This is a genomic window from Streptomyces sp. NPDC002138 (genome assembly GCF_040296485.1).
In the GTDB taxonomy this organism is placed as follows: domain Bacteria; phylum Actinomycetota; class Actinomycetes; order Streptomycetales; family Streptomycetaceae; genus Streptomyces.
On sequence record NZ_JBEOXE010000007.1, the window covers coordinates 107,661 to 133,401 of the forward strand.

The following is a 25,741-nucleotide window of genomic DNA, read 5'->3' on the forward strand; positions in this document are numbered from 1 at the left end:
CTCGACCAGCGGCAGGACGCGTTCCCCAGGTCGCGCGCGTCGACCCCGGGGACGAGCGCGTCCAGCCCGTCGTCACCCAGCGTCGCCGCGGCACGGCGGTGACCTGCTCGCGGAAGCGGCGCACCTCCGGGGCGGCAGCGCCTCCAGGAACCGCGGCGCCCCCGCATCTCGCGCCCCACCGCCGCGCGTCCGCCCGGCGCCTCGCCCGACCCGGGCCTGACCCCGCGGCCACCTCGCACGCGGAGGCCCGTGCACCCCGAGCCGGGGCGTACGGGCCTCCGCGCCACCTGCCCCCTCAAGCGGTCGCGGCCGGGGCCGGGGCGGCGACGGGCTTCGGGTCACCCGCGCCGGCACCCGCGCCGGCGCCCGCGCCCGGCTTGCCGCGCAGGGGTACCTCGCGGATGAAGAGGGCCGCGCCGAACGCCACGGCGCACAGGCAGGAGGCCACCAGGAAGATCTGCTGCGTTCCGGTGGCGACGGCGTGGAGGTAGCCGTCACGGACGTCCTGCGGCAGCCGGGCCAGGTCGGCGGCGGTGATCCCGCCGCCCTCGGCGGAGCCGGACCCGCCGGGCAGGTGCGCCGCGGTGGCGCGGGCGAAGAGGGAGCCGAAGACGGCGACGCCGAGCGAGCCGCCGATCGTACGGAAGAGGGTGACCCCCGCGGAGGCCACGCCCATGTCGCGCATCTCGACGCTGTTCTGCGCGATGGTCGTGGTCATCTGCATCAGGAAGCCCAGCCCGATGCCGACCAGCACCATGTAGACGCCGGCGAGGGTGCGGGAGGTGCCGGTATCCATCGTCGCGAGGAGGCCCGTACCGAGGGTGAGGAAGCCCGCGCCGAGGATCGGGAAGATCTTGTACTTGCCGGTGCGGGACATCACCTTGCCCGCGACGTTCGACACCAGGGCGATCGGGACCATCAGCGGCAGGAGCAGCAGGCCGGAGTTGGCGGCCGAGGCATGCTGGACGCTCTGCTGGAACAGCGGCAGGTAGAGGGTCGCGCCGAACATGACCGCACCCGCACCGAAGATCATCACGGAGGCGAGGCGGAAGTTCCGGTCGGCGAAGACGCGCAGCGGCAGCACCGGTTCGGCGGCCCGCTTCTGCGAGGCGAGGAAGAGCGTCAGGCCGACGACGAAGGCGGCGAAGAGACCGAGCACCTGCCAGGAGCCCCAGGCGTACCGCCCGCCCGCCCAGGTCGCGGCCAGCACGATCGAGGTGATGGTGGCCGTCATGAGCGCGATGCCGGGCCAGTCGATACGGGCCTTCGCGCGGACGGCGGGGAGTTTCAGCAGCACGGCGCACCAGACCAGGGCGAGCAGGCCCAGCGGGATGTTGACGTAGAAGGCCCAGCGCCAGCCCATGTGATCCGCGACGAACCCGCCCGTCAGCGGGCCGCCGACGGTTCCGATGGCCATGACGGAGGCGGTCATCCCCTGGTAGCGGCCGCGCTCCCGCGGCGGCACGAGGCTGCCGATCAGCGCGAAGGCGAGGGCGGCGATACCGCCCGCGCCCAGGCCCTGGACGGCACGGAACACGATCAGCTGGCCCATGGACCGGGCCGCACCGGACAGGGCCGAACCGATGAGGAAGACGACGATCGAGGCGAGGAAGATCTTCTTCCGGCCGAAGAGGTCGCCGAGCTTGCCCCAGACGGGCGTGGAGGCGGCGGTGGCGAGTGCATAGGCGGTGACCACCCACGAGATGTGGGCGAGACCGCCGAGGTCGCCGACGATCGTCGGCATCGAGGTGCCCACGACGGCGTTGTCGAGCATGGCGAGCAGCATCGCGAGCATGATGCCGAGCATCGTGAGCCGGATGCTCCTGTTCTCGCCCTGGGGTGCGGCGGGCATGACGGATCACTCCTTCCAGGGAGTGCTGAGGTGCGGGGTGGGATGCCCTCAGAAAAGCACACCGATTTAAAAAGTGCAACGAATCAACTTTTCCATCGAACCAACCCAACAAGGTAGGCTGCCCCCATGACCGACCCGACCCCCGCCCCTTCCGCAGGCCGCCGCGAACGCAAGAAGGCCGCCACCCGCCAGGCCCTCGCCGACGCGGCCCTCGAGCTGTTCCTGGCCCACGGCTACGACCAGGTGAGCGTGAAGGACATCGCGGAAGCCGCCGACGTCTCGACCACCACCCTCTTCAAACACTTCTCCGGCAAGGAGGCGCTCGTCTTCGACATGGACGCCGAACGGGAGGCCCTCCTCGTTTCCGCCGTCCACGACCGGGCCCCGGGCCAATCAATTCCAGCGGCCCTGCGCGCGTGCCTCACGGCGATGCTCGACCCCCACGCCGACGACCCCGCCCGGGCGGACTTCGTCCGGCTGATCGAGAGCACCCCGGCCCTGAGCGCGTACGCCCGCCGCATGTGGATGCGCCACGAGAGCGCCCTGGCTCGCGCGATCGCCGTCGAGACCGGCGCCCCCGAGGACGACCCCCTGTCCGCGGCCCTGGCCCGCTTCGCCCTCCAGTCCCACGACCTGGTCCACGGCCCCGGCGCCCCCCACACGAGCATCGACAGCGCCTTCGACCTACTGGAACACGGCTGGACGGCCGCGAACGCGAACCGCTAGCCGCGGCCGGAATGCGTTGAGCAGAGGAGCGCAGGACCGCATGAGCGAAGGCCAGTGGGCCAGTGCGTCGTTGCCGTACCTGACGCCCCGTGAGCAGGGGGAGCCGGACGCGTGGACCGCCGAGGCCGCGGCCCGCGGGCGCTCGGGCGGGCAGCGCATCCTGTACGCCGGGGAGCAGCCCGCGCCGGACGAGGTCGCGCGGATGCTCCGCCTCCCCGCCGGGGAAGGAGTCGTACGCGCGGTCCGCGGGCATGGCCATCACATCGGCCTGGAGGGGCCCGACCCCGGACATGCCACAGCACCCGCCTCCCTGGTCGGGGACTGGCGGGTGCCGTGTCAGAGTTCCGTACGCCGTTGTACGGACCGCATTTGGCCCTCCCGCAGACGGGAAGGGGTACCGCCGCTCCCGAGCCGCGCCCACGACCGACGGCCGGAGGCCGACGCAGCCGGGCGAAGCCCGCAAGGCCGCCCACGGCCGGACGGTGCAAGCCCGGCGTCAAGAAACAGTGCCGTACGCCGTTGTACGGACCGTTTGGGGCCCTCCCGCAGGAGGGGCCGGGTCACACCATCAGCGAGCGGTCCGTCGGCTTGACCGGGTACGGGAGGGTGCTCGCGCCCGTCAGGTAGCGGTCCACGCCGCGCGCCGCGGAGCGGCCCTCGGCGATGGCCCACACGATCAGGGACTGGCCGCGGCCCGCGTCGCCGGCGACGAAGACGCCGTCCACGTTGGTCGCGTACGACGCGTCCCGCGCGACGTTGCCGCGCGCGTCCAGCTCCAGGCCGAACTGGTCCACCAGGCCGTTGGCCTGGTCGGTGCCGGTGAAGCCCATCGCGAGGGTGACCAGCTGCGCCGGGAGGACGCGCTCGGTGCCCTCCTTCTGGACGAGCTTGCCGTCCTCGAAGGCGACCTCGACCAGGTGCAGCGACTGCACGTTGCCGTCCTCGTCGCCCTCGAAGTGGGTCGTGGAGACGGAGTAGATCCGCTCGCCGCCCTCCTCGTGGGCCGAGGTGACCTTGTACAGCATGGGGAACGTCGGCCACGGCTGGCCGGCGGGCCGGTCCTCGGAGGGACGCGGCATGATCTCCAGCTGCGTGACCGAAGCCGCGCCCTGGCGGTGGGCGGTGCCCACGCAGTCGGCGCCGGTGTCGCCGCCGCCGATGACGACGACGTGCTTGCCCGCGGCGGTGATGGGGGGCGAAACGAAGTCGCCCTCCTGCACCTTGTTCGACAGCGGCAGGTACTCCATCGCGAAGTGGATGCCGTTCAGGTCGCGGCCCGGGACCGGCAGGTCGCGGGAGACCGTGGCACCGGCCGCGATGACGACCGCGTCGTAGCGGCGGCGCAGGCCGTCCGCCGGGATGTCCCGGCCGACCTCGACGCCCGTACGGAACTTGGTGCCCTCCGCGCGCATCTGCTCGATGCGGCGGTTGATGTGCACCTTCTCCATCTTGAACTCGGGGATGCCGTACCGCAGCAGGCCGCCGATGCGGTCCGCGCGCTCGTACACGGCGACCGTGTGACCGGCCCGCGTCAGCTGCTGGGCGGCGGCGAGTCCCGCCGGGCCCGAGCCGATGACGGCGACGGTCTTGCCGGACAGGCGGTCCGGGGGCTGCGGGGTGACGTCGCCGTTGTCCCACGCCTTGTCGATGATCGAGACTTCGACGTTCTTGATGGTGACGGCGGGCTGGTTGATGCCGAGCACGCACGCCGACTCGCACGGAGCCGGGCACAGCCGCCCGGTGAACTCCGGGAAGTTGTTCGTGGCGTGCAGGCGCTCGGACGCGGCGGTCCAGTCCTCGCGGTACGCGAAGTCGTTCCACTCGGGGATCAGGTTCCCGAGCGGGCAGCCGTTGTGGCAGAACGGGATGCCGCAGTCCATGCAGCGACCGGCCTGCTTGCTGATGATCGGCAGCAGCGAGCCCGGGACGTAGACCTCGTTCCAGTCCTTCAGCCGCTCGGCGACGGGACGGGAACAGGCGGTCTCGCGGGGGGTGGTGAGGAAGCCCTTCGGGTCAGCCATGGGTCGCCGCCTCCATCATCTTCTCGGTGGTCTCGGACTCGGAGAGTCCGGCCCGCTCAGCGGCGTCCTTGGCGGCGAGCACTGCCTTGTACGTGGTGGGGATGATCTTGCTGAAGCGGCCCACCGAGACGGACCAGTCAGCGAGGAGCCTGGCGGCCACGGTCGAGCCGGTCTCCTCCTCGTGGCGGCGCACCACATCGTGCAGCCACTGCTTGTCGGCGTCGGACAGGTCGGTCTCGACCGCGCCCGCGTTGCCGACGTTGACGTTGCAGGCGTCGAGGTCGATGACGTACGCGACGCCGCCCGACATGCCGGCCGCGAAGTTGCGCCCGGTCTCGCCCAGCACCACGGCCTGGCCGCCGGTCATGTACTCGCAGCCGTGGTCGCCCACGCCCTCCGAGACGACCAGCGCACCGGAGTTGCGGACGCAGAAGCGCTCGCCGGTGCGGCCGCGCAGGAACATCTCGCCGCCGGTCGCGCCGTAGCCGATGGTGTTGCCCGCGATGGTCGAGTACTCCGCCAGGTGGTCGGCGCCGCGGTCCGGGCGGACCACGATCCGGCCGCCGGAGAGGCCCTTGCCGACGTAGTCGTTGGCGTCGCCCTCCAGGCGCAGCGTGATGCCGCGCGGCAGGAACGCGCCGAAGGACTGACCGGCCGAACCCGTGAAGGTGAGGTCGATGGTGTCGTCGGGCAGGCCCGCGCCACCGAACCGCTTGGTGACCTCGTGGCCGAGCATGGTGCCGACGGTCCGGTTGATGTTGCGGATCGCGACCTGGGCGCGGACCGGAAGGGCGGCTTCGGCGCTCGGGGCGTTCAGCGCGTCGGCGGCCAGCCGGATCAGCTCGTTGTCGAGGGCCTTGGCCAGACCGTGGTCCTGCTCGATGACCGCGTGGCGCACCGCGCCCTGGGCCAGCTCGGGCACGTGGAAGAGCGGGTCCAGGTCGAGGCCCTGGGCCTTCCAGTGCGCGACGGCCTTGGTGGTGTCGAGGAGTTCGGCGTGGCCGACGGCCTCCTCGATCGTACGGAAGCCCAGCTCGGCGAGCAGCTCGCGCACCTCCTCGGCGATGAACTCGAAGAAGTTCACGACGAATTCGGGCTTGCCGGAGAAGCGCTCGCGCAGCACCGGGTTCTGCGTGGCGATGCCGACGGGGCAGGTGTCGAGGTGGCAGACGCGCATCATGACGCAGCCGGAGACGACGAGCGGCGCGGTCGCGAAACCGAACTCCTCGGCGCCGAGCAGCGCGGCGATGATGACGTCGCGGCCGGTCTTCAGCTGGCCGTCGGTCTGGACGACGATGCGGTCGCGCAGGCCGTTGAGCAGCAGCGTCTGCTGGGTCTCGGCGAGGCCGAGCTCCCAGGGGCCGCCCGCGTGCTTGAGCGACGTCAAAGGAGACGCGCCCGTACCGCCGTCGTGGCCGGAGATCAGGACGACGTCCGCGTGCGCCTTGGAGACACCGGCGGCGACCGTGCCCACGCCGACCTCGGACACGAGCTTCACGTGGATGCGCGCGGCCGGGTTGGCGTTCTTGAGGTCGTGGATCAGCTGAGCCAGGTCCTCGATGGAGTAGATGTCGTGGTGCGGCGGCGGGGAGATCAGGCCGACGCCCGGGGTGGAGTGCCGGGTCTTGGCGACCCACGGGTAGACCTTGTGGCCGGGCAGCTGGCCGCCCTCGCCGGGCTTGGCACCCTGCGCCATCTTGATCTGGATGTCGTCCGCGTTGACCAGGTACTCGCTGGTGACGCCGAAGCGGCCGGAGGCAACCTGCTTGATCGCCGAGCGGCGCGCCGGGTCGTACAGGCGGTCCGGGTCCTCGCCGCCCTCACCCGTGTTGGACTTGGCGCCCAGCTGGTTCATCGCGATGGCGAGGGTCTCGTGGGCCTCGCTCGAGATGGATCCGTACGACATGGCGCCGGTGGAGAAGCGCTTGACGATGTCGGCGACCGACTCGACCTCGTCGATGGAGATCGACGGGCGGGCACCGGGGCCCTCGCTCTTGAAGCCGAAGAGGCCGCGGAGCGTCATCAGCCGCTCGGACTGCTCGTTCACCCGGTCGGTGTACTGCTTGAAGATGTCGTACCGGCGGTTGCGCGTGGCGTGCTGGAGGCGGAAGACCGTGTCCGGGTCGAACAGGTGCGGCTCGCCCTCGCGGCGCCACTGGTACTCGCCGCCGATGTCCAGCGCGCGGTGCGCCGGGGCGATGCCGGAGGCCGGGTACGCCTTGGCGTGGCGCGCGGCCACCTCCTTGGCGATGACATCCAGACCGGCGCCGCCGATCTTGGTGGCGGTGCCGCTGAAGTACGTACCGACGAAGTCCTCGTCGAGGCCGATGGCCTCGAAGACCTGGGCGCCGCGGTAGGAGGCGACCGTGGAGATGCCCATCTTGGACATGACCTTCAGGACGCCCTTGCCGAGCGCGTAGATCAGGTTCTTGATGGCCTGCTCGGGCTCCAGGCCGGAGAGGAAGGTGCCCGCGCGCAGCAGGTCCTCGACCGACTCCATGGCCAGGTACGGGTTGACCGCGGCCGCGCCGTAGCCGATGAGCAGGGCGACATGGTGGACCTCGCGGACGTCACCGGCCTCGATCAGCAGGCCCACCTGGGTGCGCTGCTTGGTGGCGATGAGGTGGTGGTGGACCGCGGAGGTGAGCAGCAGCGAGGGGATCGGCGCGTGCTCGGCGTCGGAGTGCCGGTCCGACAGGACGATCAGGCGGGCGCCGTTCTCTATGGCGGCGTCGGCCTCGGCGCGGATCTCCTCGATCCGCGCGGCGAGCGCCTGGCCACCGCCCGAGACCCGGTAGAGGCCCGAGAGGGTGGCGGCCTTCATGCCGGACATGTCGCCGTCGGCGTTGATGTGGACGAGCTTGGCCAGCTCGTCGTTGTCGATCACCGGGAAGGGCAGCGTGACGCTGCGGCACGACGCGGCGGTCGGCTCCAGCAGGTTGCCCTCGGGGCCGAGGGAGGACAGCAGCGAGGTGACGAGCTCCTCGCGGATGGCGTCCAGCGGCGGGTTGGTGACCTGCGCGAAGAGCTGGGTGAAGTAGTCGAAGAGCAGCCGGGGGCGCTCGGAGAGGGCCGCGATCGGGGAGTCCGTGCCCATGGAACCGAGCGGCTCGCCGCCGGTACGGGCCATCGGCGCCAGGATGATCTTCAGCTCTTCCTCGGTGTACCCGAAGGTCTGCTGGCGGCGCGTGACCGAGGCGTGGGTGTGCACGATGTGCTCGCGCTCGGGGAGGTCCTCCAGCTCGATCTCACCGGTTTCGAGCCATTCGGCGTACGGCGCCGCGCCCGCGAGGCCGGACTTGATCTCGTCGTCTTCGATGATCCGCTTCTGCGCGGTGTCGACGAGGAACATCTTGCCGGGCTGGAGGCGGCCCTTGCGGACGACCTTGGCCGGGTCGATGTCGAGGACGCCGACCTCGGAGCCGAGAACGACGAGGCCGTCGTCGGTGACCCAGTAGCGGCCCGGGCGCAGACCGTTGCGGTCGAGAACCGCGCCGACCTGGGTGCCGTCGGTGAAGGTGACGCAGGCGGGGCCGTCCCAGGGCTCCATCAGCGTGGAGTGGTACTGGTAGAAGGCGCGGCGGTCCGGGTCCATCGAGGTGTGGTTCTCCCACGCCTCGGGGATCATCATCAGCACGCTGTGCGGGAGCGAACGGCCACCGAGGTGGAGCAGCTCCAGGACCTCGTCGAAGGAGGCCGAGTCGGAGGCGTCAGGGGTGCAGATCGGGAAGATCCGCTCCAGCGCGCCCTCGCCGAAGACCCCGGAGGCCAGCTGGGACTCGCGGGCCTTCATCCAGTTGCGGTTGCCCTTGACCGTGTTGATCTCGCCGTTGTGCGCGACGAAGCGGTACGGGTGGGCGAGCGGCCAGGACGGGAAGGTGTTCGTCGAGAACCGCGAGTGGACCAGGGCGAGCGTCGAGGCGAATCGGCGGTCGGAGAGGTCCGGGAAGAAGGGCTCCAGCTGGCCGGTGGTCAGCATGCCCTTGTAGACGATGGTGCGGGCGGAGAGCGACGGGAAGTACACGCCGGCCTCGCGCTCGGCGCGCTTGCGCAGCACGAAGGCCTTGCGGTCCAGCTCGATGCCGGTGCTCCCGTTGCTCACGAAGAGCTGGGAGAACGCCGGCATGGTGGCGCGGGCGCCGTTGCCGAGCAGGTCGGGGGCGACGGGCACCTCGCGCCAGCCGAGCACGGTGAGGTGCTCCTCGGCGGCGATGGCCTCGATCCGCGCGACGGCCTGTGCGGAGTCGTCGGCGGGGAGGAAGGCGATGCCGACGGCGTACGCCCCGGCCTCGGGGAGGTCGAATCCGGCCACCTCGCGCAGGAACGCGTCGGGGACCTGGCTGAGGATGCCGGCGCCGTCACCCGAGTCGGGCTCGGAGCCGGTGGCGCCGCGGTGCTCGAGGTTCCGCAGTACGGTCAGCGCCTGCTCGACCAGCGTGTGGCTGGCCTCGCCGGTGAGGTTGGCCACGAAACCGACGCCACAGGCGTCGTGCTCGTTGCGCGGGTCGTACATGCCCTGCTGGGCGGGGCGACCGTCCATGGGCGACCAGGCGGTGGTGCTGGGGCCGGTCGCGGAGTGCGTGGATGCGGAACGCATCGGGACTCCCGTCGTCGTCGTGGCATATGCATAGCCGAGGGACGACGTTGGCCCTCTGCGAAATTTCGTGCAGGTTACATGATGACGGCAATCCCGGGAACCGGATATCGCGTTCCAGCATGCGGACAATGCACGAATGAGAAAGAGGGGACCTGCGCGGGCGAATGCGCGGGGCGGAAGTCCCGTGTGGGCTGGGCATCATTGCCCAGCCGCCTTAGCCTTCTTGCCCACCGGACACACGATCGAAACCGATCGAAACCGGCGAGTAATGAACTACTTATGCTGCTGTCTGCATAGTGTCTCATCCTCCGCGGCGGTCAGCCTACGACGCCACCGATCCACGTGCCCAGGATGTACGTCACACCCGCGGCCGCGCCACCCAGGACCAGCTGGCGCAGTCCGCTGTACCACCACGACCGCGCGGTGACCCGCGAGACGACCGCACCGCACAGGAACAGACCCACCAGGGCCAGCAGCACCGCGGGCCACAGCGCGGTCGCGCCGAGCAGGTACGGCAGGACGGGCAGCAGCGCGCCCAGCGCGAAGGCGCCGAAGGACGAGACCGCGGCGACCAGCGGCGACGGCAGGTCGTCCGGGTCGATGCCGAGCTCCTCGCGGGCGTGGATCTCCAGCGCCTGCTCCGGGTCGCGCGACAGCTGCATCGCGACCTCGCGGGCGAGGGCCGGCTCGACGCCGCGCGAGACGTACAGCTCGGCCAGCTCCTCCATCTCGTCGACGGGGTGCTTGCGCAGCTGCTGACGCTCGACGTCGAGCTCGGCGAGGACCAGCTCGCGCTGCGAGGCGACCGAGGTGTACTCGCCGGCCGCCATCGAGAAGGCGCCGGCGGCCAGGCCCGCGAGCCCGGTGATGACGATGGTCTGCGTCGCGACCGCACCGCCCGCCACACCGGTCATCAGGGCGAGGTTGGAGACGAGTCCGTCCATGGCACCGAAGACGGCCGGGCGCAGCCAGCCACCGTTGACGTCACGGTGGGTGTGGTTGTCGCGGTGGGCCTCGTGCAGCGGTGCTTCGGTGTCGATGATGGACATGTGGCTCGTCTCCCCTGTGCGTGCGAATGGGTGCGCGCGAGCACGGCACGGGTATGCCCGGGCCATGTGCAGGCACCCACTCCCCCTGAACACCTCGAAACTACGCACGATTTCTGGGCGCCGCCAGCAAGGTAGGCCGTACTTACCAGGGCTTTCGCCTCTCGGCGACCGGGTGACGGGAGGGTTGCGGGGGTGTTTCGCGGCAACCGACAAACCCGATGCCATGGCACAAATCCCCCATGGGCTCATGATGAGTTCCACCAAGTGGAGAGGCGCGCCCATGGAGCTGATCGCATCCGGTCCGCAGTCGCATCGGGACTCGCATCCGGAGGCTCTGCTGGGCAGGGCGAGGGGTGCGCTGCTCGGCCTCGCGGTGGGTGACGCGCTGGGCGCCCCCGCGGAGAACATGAAGCCGTCGGAGATCCGGGCCAAGTGGGGCCGTATCGAGGGGTTCGTGTCGGACGACCCGGCCGGTACGGACGACACCGAGTACGCGATCTTCTCGGGCCTGCTGCTGGCCCGGCACGGATCGGCGCTCACGGTCGCGCACGTCGAGCGGGCCTGGCACCACTGGATCGCGGACCTGGACGAGGGCCCCTTCCGGGGTGCGGGCTTCTCGGAGCGCGGCACCCTGGAGAACCTGCGGCGGGGGCTCGCCGCGCCGATCTCCGCGCAGCACCGGCACGCGTGGTCGGACGGGCTGGCCATGCGGGCCGCGCCCTTCGGGGTGTTCGCGGCCGGACGCCCGGCCGAGGCGGCCCGGCTCGTCGCGATCGACGGCTCGGTCAGCCACGACGGCGAGGGCATCTACGGCGGCCAGGCCGTCGCGGCGGGCGTGGCGGCGGCCATGGCGGGCGGCTCCCCCGCCTCGGTGGTCTCCGCGGCCCTGTCCGTCATCCCCTCGGACTCCTGGACGGCCCGCTCCCTGCGCCGGGCCGTGACCGCCGCCCCGCGCGGCGAACGGGCCGTGCGCTCCGCGGTGGTGATCGGCGGCTACCCGTGGACGGACCTGGCGCCGGAGGCGGTGGGCCTGGCGTTCGGCGCCTTCGCCTCGTGCGGCGGTGACTTCACCGGCTCCGTCCTGACCGCCGTCAACATGGGCCGCGACGCCGACACCACGGCCGCCGTCGCGGGAGCCCTCGCCGGCGCCCTCTCGGGAGCCGCCGCCATCCCCGCCGCGTGGTCCTCGGTGATCGGCCCGGTCCGGGGCAGCTGCCTGCCCTCGATGCGGGGCCACCACGTCCTGGACATCGCGGACCTCCTCACCCCGGAAACCGAGCCCGCCAGATGACCCCACCACCACCGTCGCTGCCGCCGAGCGCGGTTCCTGTTCCGGGGACCGGGGGCACGCCCACCGAGGCGGCCCCGGGCCCTGGGGGTGCGCCCGCCGAGGCGGCTTCGCGCGCTGGGGGTGCGCCCACTGAGGCAGCTCCCACGGGCGCTCCCACGGCTCCGACCCCGGCCTCGGACCCGATCTCGGACCGGGAACCCGCTCCCGCGCCCCGGGCCCGGGTCGCGGGGGGCGCGACCGGCGGCCCGGGAGCCGGGCCTCACCCCGGCCCGGCGCTCGACCCGGGGCTCGACCTCGCCGTCGTGGAGCGGCTGGGAGCGGGCCCGGAGCTCGTCCTCACCGTCGCCGAGCGGCCGGGCACGGGCCCGGAGCTCGTCCTCACCGTCACGGAGCCGCCGGGCGCGGGGCAGGGGCTCGTACTCACCGTCGCCGAGCGGCCGGGCACGGGCCCGGGGCTCGACCTCGCCGTCACGGAGCCGCCGGGCACGGGGCAGGGGCTCGGCCTCACCGTCGTGGAACCGTCGGGCACGTGCCCCGGGCTCGACCTCCCTGCTGCGGAACCGTTGGGCACGGGCCCGGGGCTCTACCCCGCCGCCGCGGAGGCGCCAGGAACCGGGCCGAGAGCCGGGCATCCGGCGGACGACGGCCCCCGAGGGGGCACCGGTCCGGGACCGGCCGTCCGCGCGGGAGCCGCTCCCGTAGGCCCCGGCCCGAACCTCAACCTCGCCGTCACGAAGCGGCTGGGCCCGGGGCCGGGAGCGCGCCCGGGGCTCGACCTCACCGTCGCGGAGCCACCGGGGGCCGGGACTCCGGCGGACGGCGGTCCCGGCGCTGGCACCGGTCCCGGGCTCTACCTCGCCGTCGCGGAACCGTCGGGCGCGGGCCCGGGGCCGGTCTTCGCCGTCGCGGAGCTGCCGGGAGCCGGGCCGGGAGCGGGGGCTCCGGCGGACGACGGTCCCCGCGCGGGCTCCGATACGCGACCAGGTGCCGTCGCCGCGGCCCCCGATGGCGCGCGTCCCCCAGGGGCGGGCCTTCACCCCGGGGCGCCGGCCCCGGCAGCCCCGGAACCGGCTCCCTGTTCCGGAGCTGCGGAACCGGCCCACGCCCACCCCTCGGGCACCTGCCTGGAACCGGCCCCGGCGGATGGTGGTCCACACGTCCCGGCCGACGCGGTGGCCACCCCGGGCGCCGACCGGGCTCAGAGACCCGGGCCACCGGCACCGGCACCGGCCGACGCGCGCCCCGCGGTGGCCCGCTCCGGGGGCGGGGACCAGGCCCCGACCGTTGGCCAGCCCCGGACCGAGGCCCCGCCCGGCGGTGCTGCTCCCGCGCGCGCGGGAGACCGTACGCCCGGGGCCGCGGGCACCTCAGCGACCGGATCCGGGGCGGAAACCGGTCCCTTGGCCGTCGCCGGATCCGGGCCGGCATCCGGCCCCTTGCCCGAAGCCGGGGCCAGACCCGGAAACGGCCCCCTGGCCCAAGCCGAGGCCGGCCCCGGGGCCACCGCCCTCGTGCACGGGACCGAGGTCGTGGCGTGGCCCCCCACGGACGCCACCGCCTCGGCGCCCCAAGCCGAGGCCGACCCCCAGGGCCCAGCGAAAGCCACACCCCTCATGCCCCGGGCCGACCCCGAAGCCGACACCCAGGGCCCCACGCAAGCCACAACCCTCGCGCCCCGGGCCGACACCCAGGGCCCCGCACAAGCCACACCCCTCATGCCCCGAGCCGACGCCAAGGCCTGGCACCCAGCAGCCTGGTCCGAGGCCATGACCCAGGGCCCAGCGAAAGCCACAGCCCCCGTACCCCGGGCCGACCCCGAAGCCGAGGCCCAGGCCCCCACGCAAGCCACACCCCTCATGCCCCGGGCCGAGGCCCAGGCCCCCACGCAAGCCACACCCCTCATGCCCCGGGCCGAGGCCCAGGCCCCCGTGCAAGCCGCAGCCCTCGTCCCCCGGGCCGACGCCCGGGCCTGCCCCCCGGCCGCCCGGGGCGAGGTCGAGAGGCGGGGCCGGGCGGAGGCCGCCGAAGGGGCCGGGGCCGAGCCGCCTGGCAGGGACGGGGCGCGGCGGATCGAGGGGCTGCTCCTCGGGCTGGCCGCGGGCGACGCGGCCGGGTGGCCCGCAGCCCGGCACCGAGCGATCCGCATGCCCGAATGGACCCGCCGCCTCACCCGCGAACTGGACACCTTCGCCGAGCAGAACGCCACCACCACCCTCCCCGTCCCCATCGCCCTCAACCAGCCCCCCGAACCCCTGCGCCTCGGCCCGAGCGACGACGCCGAGTGGGCGGCCTTCGCCGCCGAGTCCGTGCTCACCGCCGCCGGCGCCCTGCTCAGCGACCTGAGCCGGTCCCGCCGGATGCGGGCCGCGATCGACCTGGCCTGGAACGCCCTGGCCAGCGAGGTCGCGGCGGCCGCCGAGCGGGCCCCCGAGGTCGAGTCGGCCGTACTGCCCCTGCGCGCGCGGATCTCCGTACGCGCGGGCCTCGGCAATCTCGCCGCCGGCCTGCGCCCGCCCGCCACCGGCCACGACAACCCGCACTACTTCGACGACGCCGCCTGCATCCGCGCCTGCGTCCTCGCGGTCGTCCACCCCGGGGACCCGGCGGCGGCCGCCGACCTCGCCGAGTTCGACGCCCGCTACACCCAGGACGGCGACGGCGTCCACGGCGCCCGCGCCATGGCCGCCGCCATCGCCACCGCCCTCGCGGGCGCGGGCACCGACGCCGCCGTGGACGCCGCGCTAGGACAGCTGCCCGCCTCCACCGAGATCGGCCGCAACGCCCGGCACGCCGTCGGACTCGCCCGCGCGAACCCCGACGGCGGCGCCTTCGCCATCGTGCCGCTGCTGGAACACCAGATCGTGGACCACGTCTACAGCTACGGCATCGCCGCCGCCGAGACCGTCCCCGTCGCCCTCGCCCTCGCCACGGCCGCCCGCGGCCGCATCGCAGAAGCGGTACCGGCGGCCGCCTGCCTGTCCCGGGTCGCGGACTCGGCCCCCGCCCTCGCGGGGGCGCTGACCGGCGCGCTCGGCGGCGGCGACTCGATCACCTCGGCCTGGCGGGACGCCTGCCGCACCCTGTCCGGCTGCGCGCTGCCCCGCCTCGCCGGTACCGACCTCGTGGAACTCGCCGCCCTGCTCGCGCGGACGGAACTCACCTCACCCAAGACCCAGGGGATGATTCGGACATGACGCAGCCACAGACGCGGACCCGGGCCATGCCCGTGTCCCTGACGCTGGAGGACCGGGCGGCCGGCTGCCTGGTCGGCGCCGCCGTGGGGGACGCGCTCGGCGGCCCGGTGGAGGGCTGGTCCCCGGACCAGATCGTGGAACGGCACGGTGGCCGGGTGCACGGCATCGTCGGCCCCTGGTACGAGGACTGGCGCACCGCGCGCCCGATCGCGCCGTACCACAAGGGCGACGGCCACGTCACGGACGACACCTTGATGTCGCATGCGCTGGTGCGCGTCTACGAGGCGGTACGCGACCACCTGGACGCCTACGCGGTCGCCGACCACCTCGTCCCCGACCTCATGTCGCGGCCGCGCTGGATCCCCGAACTGGAGGCGGAGGCCCTGCCCCTGCAGCGGATCTTCCTCGCCGAGAAGTGGATCGTGGCCCGGCTCCACTACGGGCACGTGGACCCGCGCGAGGCCGGCAGCGGCAACATCGTCAACTGCGGGGCCGCGATGTACATGGCGCCGGTCGGCATCGTCAACGCGGGCAATCCGGCGGGCGCGTACGCGGAGGCGCTGGACATCGCGGGTGCCCACCAGTCCTCGTACGGGCGCGAGGCCGCCGGGGTGTTCGCGGCGGCGGTCGCGGCGGCCTGCGTGCCGGGGGCGGACGCCGCCTCGGTGGTCGCCGCGGCGCTCACCCTGGCCAAGGACGGCACCCGGGCCGCGATCGAGGCGGTGGCCGAAACCGCGTCCCTGCACCGGGACTTCGAGTCGGCGCTCGCGCCGCTGCGGGCGGCGGTGGCCCCGTACGACTCGGTCGGCCCGGACTACCGCGCGCCCTCGCTCGGCGCCCGGCGGCCGTCCCGGCTGCACGCGATCGAGGAACTGCCGGTGGCGCTGGGGATGTTGCTGGTCGCGGAGGGGCGGTACGAGGCCGCCGTGCTCGGGGCCGTCAACTACGGGCGGGACTGCGACTCCATCGCCACGATGGCCGGGGCGCTGGCCGGAGCCCTCGGCGGCGAGGCCGCGGTGCCGCGGCCCTGGGCGGAGGAGGTCGCGCGGGCCAGCCGCCTGGACCTGCACGCCCCGGCGGCGGCCCTGGCCCAGGTCGCCCGCGAGGTCTTCACCCTGGACCGCACCCGCCGCGCCACCCACGAGTCGGCCTTCACCCAACTCACCACCCCCCGATGACCCCACCCCCCACCCCACTCCGGACCCCGCCCACCGGGCCGGACGCGACCCCGGCCCCCGCCCCCGGCCGGGGCGCGGCCGCAGGGCCGGATACGCGCTCCCCCGCAACCCCGCCCGCGGAGCCGAGCACGGCCGCAGTGCCAGGCGCGGTCCCCACCCCGGCCTCGCCCGCACCCCCACCCGCAGCGCCACGCGCGGCCCCGGCCCCCGCCCACGACCCGGGCGCAGCCGTGGCCCCGAGCACGCACCCGGCCCCCGCCGACGGCCCGCGCACGCTCGCGGCCTCGCGCCCCGGCGCGGTACGGGGCCCGACCCCGGCCTCGCCTCCGGCCGGGGCGGCGGGATCGGGGGCCATCCCGGACCCGACTCACGCCTCGGCCCCCGGCACCTGTCCCCCGCCCCCGGGGCCTACGGCGGCGTGCGGGGCCGGGTCCGTCCGGTTGACCTGGGCGCAGCCCGAGGATCTGGTCGGGCACGAGCTGCGCCAGGCCGAGGAGGACGGGCGGGGCCCGGCCGCGGAGCCGGTGCGGCGCGCCTGGCTGGCGGCGGGCGGACACCCGGCCCCCGACCGGGCCGGAGCCTCCGCCACCCCCGCCCCGCCGGACCTCCGCGCCCTCGCCGACCGCCTCCTGACCGAACTGGCCGCCCTCCCCCGCCCCTTGTCGGCGAACGAGCCGGAATCCTGGCCCGCCATCACCGCCACCTGGGCCCCCCACGGCCCCGAACCCCGCCCCGCTGTCGAACCCGCCCCCGGACCCACGACGGCCCCGCGCCCCGCAGCCGCGCCCGGCCCAAGCCCCGCACCCCGGGCCGCGTGCGCCCCCGACCCCGCAGCCGCCCCCCGGCCCCACCCCCCGGCACCGCCGGAGCCCCCGGCCCCAGCCGAGGCGGCCCAGGCACCCCCCGACCCCCGCCTCGCGCGGCTCGAGGCCGCTTGGCTGGGGCGGGCCGTGGGGTGTGTGCTCGGGAAGCCCGTCGAGAAGCTGCCGCTCGACGGGATCCGGGCGCTGGCCCGGGCCGCCGGGAACTGGCCGCTGGACGACTGGTTCACCGCCGAGGGCGTCCCCGCCGAGCTGCTCGCCGCGTACCCCTGGAACCGCCGCTCCGCGCCCACCTCCCTCGCCGAGAACATCGACGGCACCCCCGAGGACGACGACCTCAACTACCCCCTGCTCAACCTGCTCCTGCTCCAGCGCCACGGCAAACGCTTCACCACCGCCGACGTCGCCCGGCTCTGGCTCGACGAGCTGCCCGCCGGGCGGACCTTCACCGCCGAGCGGGCCGCGTACCGCAATCTGCTGCTCGGCCTGGAGCCCCCCGAGACGGCCACCCACCACAACCCGTTCCGCGAGTGGATCGGCGCCCTCATCCGCGCCGACGTCCACGGCTGGACCAACCCGGGCGACCCGGCCGCCGCCGCGGCCCAGGCCTACCGGGACGCGGCCCTCACCCACACCGGCAACGGCGTCTACGCCGCCCTGTTCATCGCCGCCGCCACCGCCGCCGCGGCCTCCGGCGGAGCCGACGTGCACGGCGCCCTCGCCGCCGGACTGGCCGTCGTACCCCCGCGCTCCCGCCTCGCCGAGGCGGTCCGCTTCGCCGTACGGGAAGCGGCGGCGCACCCCCGCTTCGACGACGTGGTCGACTTGCTGCACCACCGCTACGGCCACTACCACTGGGTGCACGCCGTCCCCAACACCGCCCTGATCACCGCGGCCCTCACCCACGCCGACGGCGACTTCACCCACTCCATCTGCCGCGCCGTGTCCGGCGGTTGGGACACCGATTCCAACGGCGCGACCGCCGGCGCGCTCGCCGGTCTCCTCGCCGGCTCCCCCGACCGGCTCCCGCACCGCTGGACCGCCCCCCTCAAGAACCGGCTCGCGACCAGCGTCCCCGGCTTCGACGGCATCGGTTTCGACGCCCTCGCCCACCTCACCGCACAGGAGGCAGCACCCTCATGACGGCCATCGCCGTGCTCGGCAGCACCAACATGGACCTCGTCGCCTACGTCCCCAAGGCCCCCCGCCTCGGGGAGACCGTCACCGGCCGCGAGTTCCGCACCGTCCCCGGCGGCAAGGGCGCCAACCAGGCCGTCGCGGCCGCCCGCAGCGGCGGGGAGGTGACGATGATCGGGGCGGTCGGCGCGGACGCGTTCGGCGTACGGCTGCGCTCCGCGCTCTCGGCCGCCGGGGTCGAGACGGCCGCGCTGCGCACCGTCGAGGGCGCCAGCGGCACCGCGCACATCACCGTGGACGACGAGGGCGGCAACTCGATCATCGTGATCCCGGGCGCCAACGCCCGCGTCACCGGCCTGGAGGCGGGCGACGAGTCCCGGATCGCCGCCTGCGACTCCCTCCTCCTCCAGCTCGAACTACCGCTGCCCGCCGTCCTGGCGGGCGCCCGAGCCGCCCGCGCGCACGGGGTGCGTACGATCCTCACGCCCGCCCCGGCCCAGCCCCTGCCCGCCGAACTCCTCGCCGCCACCGACCTGTTGGTGCCCAACGAGCACGAGGCGGCCGCCCTTACCGGCCAGACCGACCCGCTGCGGGCCGCCGATGCGCTGCTGCACGACGTACCCGCGGTGGTGATCACGCTCGGCGCGGCCGGGGCGCTGCACGCGGCGCGCGGGCAGGCGCCGTACACCGTGCCCGCGCCCCGGGTCCGGCCCGTGGACACCACCGCGGCCGGGGACACCTTCGTCGGGGCACTCGCCGTGGCGCTCGGCGAGGGACGCACCATGCGTGCGGCCCTGGCCTGGGCCTCGGCGGCGGCCGCGCTGTCCGTGCAGCGGGCCGGGGCCCAGGACTCGATGCCGTCGCGCGCCGAGACGGACGCCTTCGCGGGCACCGGACCCCGGCCGTGAACGCGCACGCCGGCACGAACGCCAACGCTGACGCGAACGCCGACGTGAACGCGAACGCCAGCGCGAACGTGGACAGGGACGTGGACGTGACCTCGCCCGGGCCCGAGCCCGGACCCGCTCCCGAGCCCGGACCCGCCCCCGGGTCCAGGCTCCGGCCCGCGGCCCCCGCCAGGACCGGCGGCCCCCTCGCCGGGCTGCGCGTCCTCGACCTCGCCACCCTCTTCGCCGGACCGCTCGCCGCCACCCTGCTCGGCGACTTCGGCGCCGACGTGCTCAAGGTCGAGCACCCGCGCCGCCCCGACCCCTCCCGCGGGCACGGCCCGGCCAAGGACGGCATCGGGCTGTGGTGGAAGCTGCTGGGCCGCAACAAGCGGACGATGACCCTCGACCTGTCCACGCCCGGCGGCCGGGAAGTGCTGCTGCGGCTCGCCGCCGCGTCGGACGTGATCATCGAGAACTTCCGTCCCGGCACCCTGGAGAAGTGGGGGCTGGGCTGGCCCGAGCTGTCCGCCGTGAACCCCCGGCTGGTGCTGACGCGGGTGACCGGCTTCGGCCAGTTCGGCCCGTACGCCCACCGGCCGGGCTTCGGCACCCTCGCCGAGGCCATGAGCGGCTTCGCCGCCATGACCGGGGAGCCCGACGGACCGCCGACCCTGCCGCCCTTCGGGCTCGCGGACTCCATCGCCGCGCTGACCACCGCGTACGCCGTGATGGCCGCCCTCGCGGGCCGCGACCGCACCGGCCGGGGGCAGGTCGTGGACCTGGCCATCATCGAGCCGATCCTGACCGTCCTCGGCCCGCATCCGCTCTGGTACGACCAGCTCGGCTACGTACAGCCGCGCACCGGCAACCGGTCCACGAACAACGCACCGCGCAACACCTACCGCAGCGCGGACGGCCGCTGGCTCGCCGTCTCCACCTCGGCCCAGTCGATCGCGGAGCGCGTGATGCGGCTGGTCGGGCGGCCGGACCTGATCGAGGAGCCGTGGTTCACGACGGGCTCGGGGCGGGCCGCGCACGCGCCCGTGCTGGACGAGGCGGTCGGCTCCTGGATCGCCCGGCACAAGGCGGACGAGGTGGTCGCGGCCTTCGAGGAGGCGCAGGCCGCGGTCGCGCCGGTCCACGACGTACGGGACGTGATGACCGATCCGCAGTACGCGGCCCTGGACACGCTCACCGAGGTGGACGATCCGGATCTGGGCCCGCTGCGCATGCAGAACGTCCTCTTCCGGCTCTCCGAGACGCCGGGGTCGATCCGCTGGGCGGGCCGCGCGCACGGCGCGGACACCGAGGCGGTGCTGGCCGAACTGGGCTTGTCCGGAGCGGAGATCGACGTCCTGCGGACCGAGGGAGCGCTGTGATCCTGACCTGGCTGTACGTACCCGGGGACCGCCCGGAGGTGGTCGCGAAGGCGCTCCGCTCCGGCGCGGACGCGGTGATCGTGGATCTGGAGGACGCCGTACCGGTCTCCCGCAAGGAGTACGCCCGCGCGGCGACGGCGGAGCTGCTCCGGGACCGGCCGCAGGCGCCGGTGTTCGTCCGGGTGAACGCCCTGGACACGCCCTGGGCGGGGGCCGACCTCACCGCGCTGTCCGGGCTGTGCGGCCTCTCGGGGCTGCGGCTGCCCAAGATCAGCGCGCCCGAACAGATCGGCGCGGTCGCGGACCGGACCGGCGGGGTGGCGCTGTACGCGCTGCTGGAGTCGGCGCTGGGCGTGGAGCGCGCGTACGAGATCGCCCGCGCCCACCCCGCCCTGCGCGGGCTCTCCCTCGGCGAGTCGGACCTGCGGGCGGACCTCGGTGTGAGCGCGGACGCGGGACTCGACTGGCCGCGCTCCCGGGTGGTGGTGGCGGCCCGGGCGGCCGGGCTGGCGCCCCCGCCGCAGTCCGTGTTCCCGGACATCCGCGACCTGGAGGCGCTGGCCGAGTCCTGCGTCCGGGGCCGGGCGCTCGGGTTCCTGGGCCGGGCCGCGATCCACCCGCGCCAGCTCCCGGTGATCGAGCGGGCCTACCTGCCCTGCGCGGCGGAGGTGGAGGCGGCCGAGCAGATCGTGGTGGCGGCGCGGCGCGCCCCGGGCGCCCAGGCCCTCCCGGACGGCCGCTTCGTGGATCCGGCGGTGCTGGCGGGGGCGGAGCAGATCATGGCCCTGTCCCGGCGGGAGTCCCGGGTGCTGTCCTGATCCCACGTGCGAGTGCTCCGCCGGATCGGGATCCGGCGGAGCACGGTGACGCGGGTGAGCCTGTGGCTCAGGAGCGGGTCAGAGCTTCTTGACCCCGGGCTTCGCGTCCTCGGCCTTGTCCTCGGCCTGGGCGTCGTCCTTGGCGTTGTCCTCGGCCTTGGCGTTGTCCTCGGCCTTCGCCATGTCCACAGGCTCCGTCGTGTCCACAGGCTCCGTCGTGCCCGCGGACGCCGTCGTGGCCCCGGACGCCGTCTTGGCCTCGATCTCAGCTTTGCCCTCGGGCCCGGCCTTGTCCTCAGGGGTGGTGCGGACCGGCTCCACGATCTCCTCGCGGCCCGGGCGCAGCCGCGCCGACAGGATCAGGTAGGTCACGGCGGCGATGAAGACCACGATGGCCGTCCACACGTTGAGCCGCAGGCCCAGCACGTGGTGCGCCTCGTCGACCCGCATGTACTCGATCCAGCTGCGGCCCACGCAGTACGCGGCGACGTAGAGCGCGAAGGCCCGGCCGTGTCCCAGCGTGAAGCGGCGGTCGGCCCAGATCACCAGGGCGGCGACACCGAGGCACCACAGCGACTCGTACAGGAAAGTCGGGTGGTAGGTGCCCGCGACCCGGTTCGGGCCGTCGCTGATCTTCAGCGCCCACGGCAGGTCGGTGGCGCGGCCGTACAGCTCCTGGTTGAACCAGTTGCCCCAGCGGCCGAAGGCCTGGGCCACCGCGATACCGGGCGCCAGCGCGTCCGCCCAGGCCGGCAGCGGGATGCCGCGCAGGCGGCAGCCGATCCAGGCACCGACCGCGCCCAGCGCGATCGCACCCCAGATGCCGAGGCCGCCTTCCCAGATCTTGAAGGCGTCGACCCAGTTGCGGCCCTCGCCGAAGTAGAGCTGGTAGTCGGTGATCACGTGGTAGAGGCGTCCGCCGACCAGGCCGAACGGAACCGCCCACACGGCGATGTCCGCCACCGTGCCGGGCTGGCCGCCGCGCGCTACCCAGCGCTTGTTGCCGAGCCAGACGGCGACGAAGACGCCGATGATGATGCAGAACGCGTAGCCGCGCAGCGGAATCGGTCCGAGATGGACGACACCGGTCGACGGGCTTGGGATGTAGGCAAGTTCCATGGCAACCCAGACGCTACCTTGCCGGGCGGTGGGCACCGCAACCCGCCCGGCAAGCTGCCGTCAAATCGACACCTGCCGATCATCCGGCGGGCACGGACCCCGGAAGCCATGGCCCGCACGGTCGGCCACAGGACCAGCCCCCGGGCCGGCCCCGGGACCAGCCCCCGGGCCGGCCCCGGGGGGCGACCCCCTCGGCCGCCCCCGAAGTCAGCCCGCGCTGCCGACCCGCCGGCTCACCCCTTGGCACCCGCCGAATTCCGCGCCGAGGGTCGCGCCGACGCCCCCGCTGACGCCCCCGCCGAGGGCCGCGCCGAGACGCCTGGCGAAGCCTCCGCCGAGGCCCCGTCGGACGGCTCCGCCGGGGCGCCCGCCCCGGCGGCCGCGGTGACCTTCGCCTTGAGCTTCTCCGGGGTGAGCGGATTGGCCTGGTCGGCGAAGATGTCCTTGCCGTCGAGCAGGATCGTGGGTGTCCCGCGGAATTTCTCCGCCTTGAACGCCGCATGCGACTTGGCGACCCAGCTGTTGTGGGTCCCGTTCTCGACGCACTGGCGGAAGGCGGGGGTGTCGAGGCCGTCCACCTTGCCCGCCAGCTCGATCAGCCTGGCGTTCTTGCCGTAGGCGTCGTCGACTTCCTTCGGCTGGTTCTCGAAGAGGACGTCGTGGTACGCGGGGAACTTCCCCGCGTCCTGGGCGCAGGCCGCCGCATTGGCGCCCTTCTGGGAGCCGCTGCCGCCCATGTTGCCGTCGATCAGGGTGACGAGGTGGTACTCGACCTTGAGCTGCCCCTTCGCCACCAGGTCGTGGACCGTGGCGCGGTAGGAGTCCTCGAAGGCCTTGCACGCCGGGCAGCGGAAGTCCTCCCAGACGGTCAGGGTCGACTTGGCGGAGTCCTTGCCGGTCTGGATCGCGAGGGCGTCCTTACCCGTCGCGCCCGACGGGGCCACGACCGGGCCGGCCTTGTCCTTGGCCGAACCGCTCTTGCCGGCATTGGCCGCGAGCAGACCGACGACGGCCGCGAGGCCGAGCACGCCGACGACCGCGGCGGACACCACCATGGTCCGTCGGCGCTTGTCCTTGGTCTTCTGCCGCTCGCGCTCCACCAGGAGTCGCTCGCGGGCGGTTCGTTTCGCATCGCGGTTCACACCGTCGTTCTTGTCGCTCACGTCCCGCCAAACGAAGCGGGGAGGCACTCTCGTGCCTCCCCGCTCCCACTTCCACTCGAACGGGCTACAGAACCCCCGCCCGGGAACAGTCGTGCGTCAGCTCCGGCGTACGCCTGCCGCAAGCTCGGCCGCCAGCGCGCGGACGGCCTCCAGGCCGGCCGGCAGGTCCGGGGCGTCCAGGAGGAGCTTGACGAAGGCCGAGCCGACGATCACGCCGTCCGCGAAGACCGCGACTTCCTTGGCCTGCGCGGCGTTGGAGACGCCCAGCCCGACACAGACCGGGAGGTCGGTGGTCTTGCGGGTACGGGCCACCAGGTCCTGGGCCTGCTCACCGACCGAGACCCGGGTCCCGGTGACGCCCATCAGCGAGGCGGCGTACACGAAGCCGGAACCGGCCGCCGTGATCGTGGCGAGCCGCTCGTCCTTGCTCGAGGGAGCGACGACGAACACGGTCGCCAGACCGTGCTTGTCGGCGTGCTCACGCCACAGCGCCGACTCCTGCACCGGCAGGTCCGGCAGGATGCAGCCCGCGCCGCCCGCCGCCGCCAGCTCGGCCGTGAACCGCTCCACGCCGTACCGGTCGATCGGATTCCAGTACGTCATGACCAGCACCGGCGCGCCGGTCGCCTCGTGCGCCTCCCGGACCGTGCGCAGGACGTCGGCGATCTTCACACCGCCGCGCAGGGCGATGTCATCGGCGGTCTGGATCACCGGCCCGTCCAGGACCGGGTCACTGTGCGGCAGCCCGACCTCGACCACGTCCGCACCGCCCGCGATGACGGCCTTGACCGCCTCGATCCCGCCGTCCACCGTCGGGAAACCCGCCGGGAGGTAGGCGACGAGCGCCGCCCGGTCTTCCGCCTTCGCCTTCGCGAGGGTCTCGCTCAGCAGCCCGATGTTGCCCTGACCCGCAGTCGTGGTGCTCACTTGCTCTCCCCCTCGGTGCCGTCGTAGAGGCCGAAGTAGCGGGCCGCCGTGTCCATGTCCTTGTCACCGCGACCGGACAGATTGACGATGATCAGACCGTCCTTGCCCAGCTCCTTGCCCAGCTCCAGCGCACCCGCCAGGGCGTGCGCCGACTCGATCGCCGGGATGATGCCCTCCGTGCGCGACAGGAGCCGCAGAGCCTGCATCGCCTGGTCGTCGGTCACCGCCCGGTACTCGCCCCGGCCCGAATCCTTCAAGAACGCGTGCTCCGGACCGATACCCGGGTAATCCAGACCCGCCGAGATCGAATACGGCTCGGTGATCTGACCCTCCTCGTCCTGGAGGACGTAGGAGCGGGAACCGTGCAGGATCCCCGGCTCACCCGCGCTCAGCGTCGCCGCGTGCTCACCCGTCTCGATGCCATGCCCCGCCGGCTCGAAGCCCACCAGACGCACCCCCGCATCCGGGATGAACGCGTGGAACAAGCCGATCGCGTTCGAACCGCCACCCACACACGCCGCCACCGCGTCCGGCAGACGCCCCGCGCGCTCCAGGATCTGGCGGCGGGCCTCCACACCGATCACCCGGTGGAAGTCACGCACCATCGCCGGGAACGGATGCGGACCCGCGACCGTACCGAACAGGTAATGCGTACGGTCGACGTTCGCGACCCAGTCACGGAACGCCTCATTGATCGCGTCCTTCAACGTCCGCGAACCCGACTTCACCGCGATGACCTCGGCACCCAGCATCCGCATCCGCGCCACATTCAGCGCCTGCCGCTCGGTGTCGATCTCACCCATGTAGACCGTGCACTCCAGGCCGAACAACGCACACGCCGTCGCCGTCGCCACACCGTGCTGACCCGCACCCGTCTCCGCGATCACCCGCGTCTTGCCCATGCGCTTGGTCAGCAACGCCTGACCCAGCACATTGTTGATCTTGTGCGAACCCGTGTGGTTCAGATCCTCACGCTTGAGATACACCGTCGCCCCGCCCGCGTGCTCCGCGAACCGCGGCACCTCCGTCAGCGCACTGGGACGACCCGTGTAATTCACCAGCAGGTCGTTCAGCTCCGCCGCGAACGCCGGGTCGACCTTCGCCTTCTCATACTCGGCAGCGACCTCATCCACCGCGGCGACCAACGCCTCGGGAATGAACTTGCCACCGAAATCACCGAAATATCCCTCGGCGTTGGGGACGGAACCCTCGGGGTCCGGAACGAAGAACTCACTGGACGGCATGCCAGTACTCCTACGGAAGCAATCGGGATGGATGACCGTATTGCGCCGGAGGCCCCACGCGGGCGTCCGGCTCCAGCGCGGCCGTGACAGGCGGCGGGGAGTCCGGATCGGGGCGTGGGACGGCTAGGACGCGGCTCCGCGACGCCATCGCATGCCGTTGACCTGGCCGGGCTCGGCCCCGATCACGTACCGGACCCGCCGCCCGCGCACGCGCCGGGCAGGGGCGCGGCAGCCGCGGGGGCGGCAGCCGCGCGCCAGGGGCGCGTGGGCCGACGGCACGCCGGCCAGGCCGGGAAGGCCTGGGCGGGTGCGGACGGCACGGGCGGACGGGATCA

General features: G+C 73.7%; 17 protein-coding genes. 8 read left to right on the top strand and 9 right to left on the bottom strand.

Features of this window, described 5'->3' with window-relative positions; all coding sequences use genetic code 11:
* Positions 1-295: 295 nt before the first annotated feature.
* Positions 296-1,852, bottom strand: a complete 1,557-nt coding sequence (locus tag ABT084_RS06710; protein ID WP_351038768.1) for an MDR family MFS transporter — start codon at positions 1,850-1,852, stop codon at positions 296-298.
* Between the two features lie 126 nt (positions 1,853-1,978).
* Between ABT084_RS06710 and ABT084_RS06715 the strand changes: the two genes are divergently transcribed.
* Positions 1,979-2,578 carry a TetR/AcrR family transcriptional regulator gene (locus ABT084_RS06715; protein ID WP_351038769.1) on the top strand — a complete coding sequence of 200 codons (600 nt, stop codon included), beginning with the start codon at positions 1,979-1,981 and terminating at the stop codon, positions 2,576-2,578.
* A gap of 560 nt (positions 2,579-3,138) precedes the next feature.
* On the opposite strand, the gene ABT084_RS06720 is transcribed toward ABT084_RS06715, so the two are convergent.
* From ABT084_RS06720 to ABT084_RS06730, 3 genes are all read right to left on the bottom strand, one after another.
* The gene (locus ABT084_RS06720; RefSeq protein WP_351038771.1) at positions 3,139-4,599 is read right to left on the bottom strand and encodes a glutamate synthase subunit beta; all 1,461 of its coding nucleotides are present in this window, start codon (positions 4,597-4,599) and stop codon (positions 3,139-3,141) included.
* Positions 4,592-9,139, bottom strand: a complete 4,548-nt coding sequence (gene gltB, locus ABT084_RS06725; protein WP_351038908.1) for a glutamate synthase large subunit — start codon at positions 9,137-9,139, stop codon at positions 4,592-4,594. Before gltB ends, ABT084_RS06720 begins: the two co-directional genes overlap by 8 nt.
* A 374-nt stretch (positions 9,140-9,513) precedes the next feature.
* On the bottom strand, positions 9,514-10,245 hold the full coding sequence (locus ABT084_RS06730) for a VIT1/CCC1 transporter family protein (RefSeq protein ID WP_351038772.1): 732 nt from the start codon (positions 10,243-10,245) through the stop codon (positions 9,514-9,516).
* Positions 10,246-10,525: 280 nt separating this feature from the next.
* On the opposite strand from ABT084_RS06730, the gene ABT084_RS06735 reads away from it, so the two are divergent.
* The 7 genes from ABT084_RS06735 (at position 10,526) to ABT084_RS06765 (ending at position 20,953) form a co-directional block, all read left to right on the top strand.
* Entirely contained in the window at positions 10,526-11,536 is a 1,011-nt protein-coding gene (locus tag ABT084_RS06735) for an ADP-ribosylglycohydrolase family protein (protein ID WP_351038774.1), read from the top strand.
* A 2,069-nt stretch (positions 11,537-13,605) separates the two neighbouring features.
* Positions 13,606-14,730: an ADP-ribosylglycohydrolase family protein gene (locus tag ABT084_RS06740; protein WP_502968854.1), complete on the top strand. Its 1,125-nt coding sequence runs from the start codon at positions 13,606-13,608 to the stop codon at positions 14,728-14,730.
* Positions 14,727-15,908: an ADP-ribosylglycohydrolase family protein gene (locus tag ABT084_RS06745; protein ID WP_351038778.1), complete on the top strand. Its 1,182-nt coding sequence runs from the start codon at positions 14,727-14,729 to the stop codon at positions 15,906-15,908. Before ABT084_RS06740 ends, ABT084_RS06745 begins: the two co-directional genes overlap by 4 nt.
* 440 nt (positions 15,909-16,348) lie before the next feature.
* Positions 16,349-17,872: an ADP-ribosylglycohydrolase family protein gene (locus ABT084_RS06750; protein ID WP_351038780.1), complete on the top strand. Its 1,524-nt coding sequence runs from the start codon at positions 16,349-16,351 to the stop codon at positions 17,870-17,872.
* Positions 17,869-18,774: a ribokinase gene (gene rbsK / locus ABT084_RS06755; RefSeq protein WP_351038781.1), complete on the top strand. Its 906-nt coding sequence runs from the start codon at positions 17,869-17,871 to the stop codon at positions 18,772-18,774. Before ABT084_RS06750 ends, rbsK begins: the two co-directional genes overlap by 4 nt.
* Positions 18,775-18,968: 194 nt before the next feature.
* Complete coding sequence (locus ABT084_RS06760) at positions 18,969-20,135, top strand: CaiB/BaiF CoA transferase family protein (protein WP_351038910.1); 1,167 nt, start codon at positions 18,969-18,971, stop codon at positions 20,133-20,135.
* Positions 20,132-20,953, top strand: a complete 822-nt coding sequence (locus ABT084_RS06765; RefSeq protein ID WP_351038783.1) for an HpcH/HpaI aldolase/citrate lyase family protein — start codon at positions 20,132-20,134, stop codon at positions 20,951-20,953. Before ABT084_RS06760 ends, ABT084_RS06765 begins: the two co-directional genes overlap by 4 nt.
* A 78-nt stretch (positions 20,954-21,031) precedes the next feature.
* On the opposite strand, the gene lgt is transcribed toward ABT084_RS06765, so the two are convergent.
* From lgt to trpM, 5 genes are all read right to left on the bottom strand, one after another.
* Entirely contained in the window at positions 21,032-22,072 is a 1,041-nt protein-coding gene (gene lgt / locus ABT084_RS06770) for a prolipoprotein diacylglyceryl transferase (RefSeq protein ID WP_351038785.1), read from the bottom strand.
* Between the two features lie 233 nt (positions 22,073-22,305).
* Positions 22,306-23,235 (bottom strand): DsbA family protein, encoded by a 930-nt coding sequence (locus ABT084_RS06775; RefSeq protein WP_351038787.1) that lies wholly within the window; start codon positions 23,233-23,235, stop codon positions 22,306-22,308.
* A 96-nt stretch (positions 23,236-23,331) separates the two neighbouring features.
* Positions 23,332-24,162: a tryptophan synthase subunit alpha gene (gene trpA, locus ABT084_RS06780; protein ID WP_351038789.1), complete on the bottom strand. Its 831-nt coding sequence runs from the start codon at positions 24,160-24,162 to the stop codon at positions 23,332-23,334.
* Entirely contained in the window at positions 24,159-25,406 is a 1,248-nt protein-coding gene (gene trpB, locus ABT084_RS06785) for a tryptophan synthase subunit beta (RefSeq protein WP_351038791.1), read from the bottom strand. Before trpB ends, trpA begins: the two co-directional genes overlap by 4 nt.
* A gap of 123 nt (positions 25,407-25,529) precedes the next feature.
* On the bottom strand, positions 25,530-25,739 hold the full coding sequence (gene trpM, locus ABT084_RS37955; RefSeq protein WP_502968855.1) for a tryptophan biosynthesis modulator TrpM: 210 nt from the start codon (positions 25,737-25,739) through the stop codon (positions 25,530-25,532).
* Positions 25,740-25,741 lie beyond the last annotated feature (2 nt).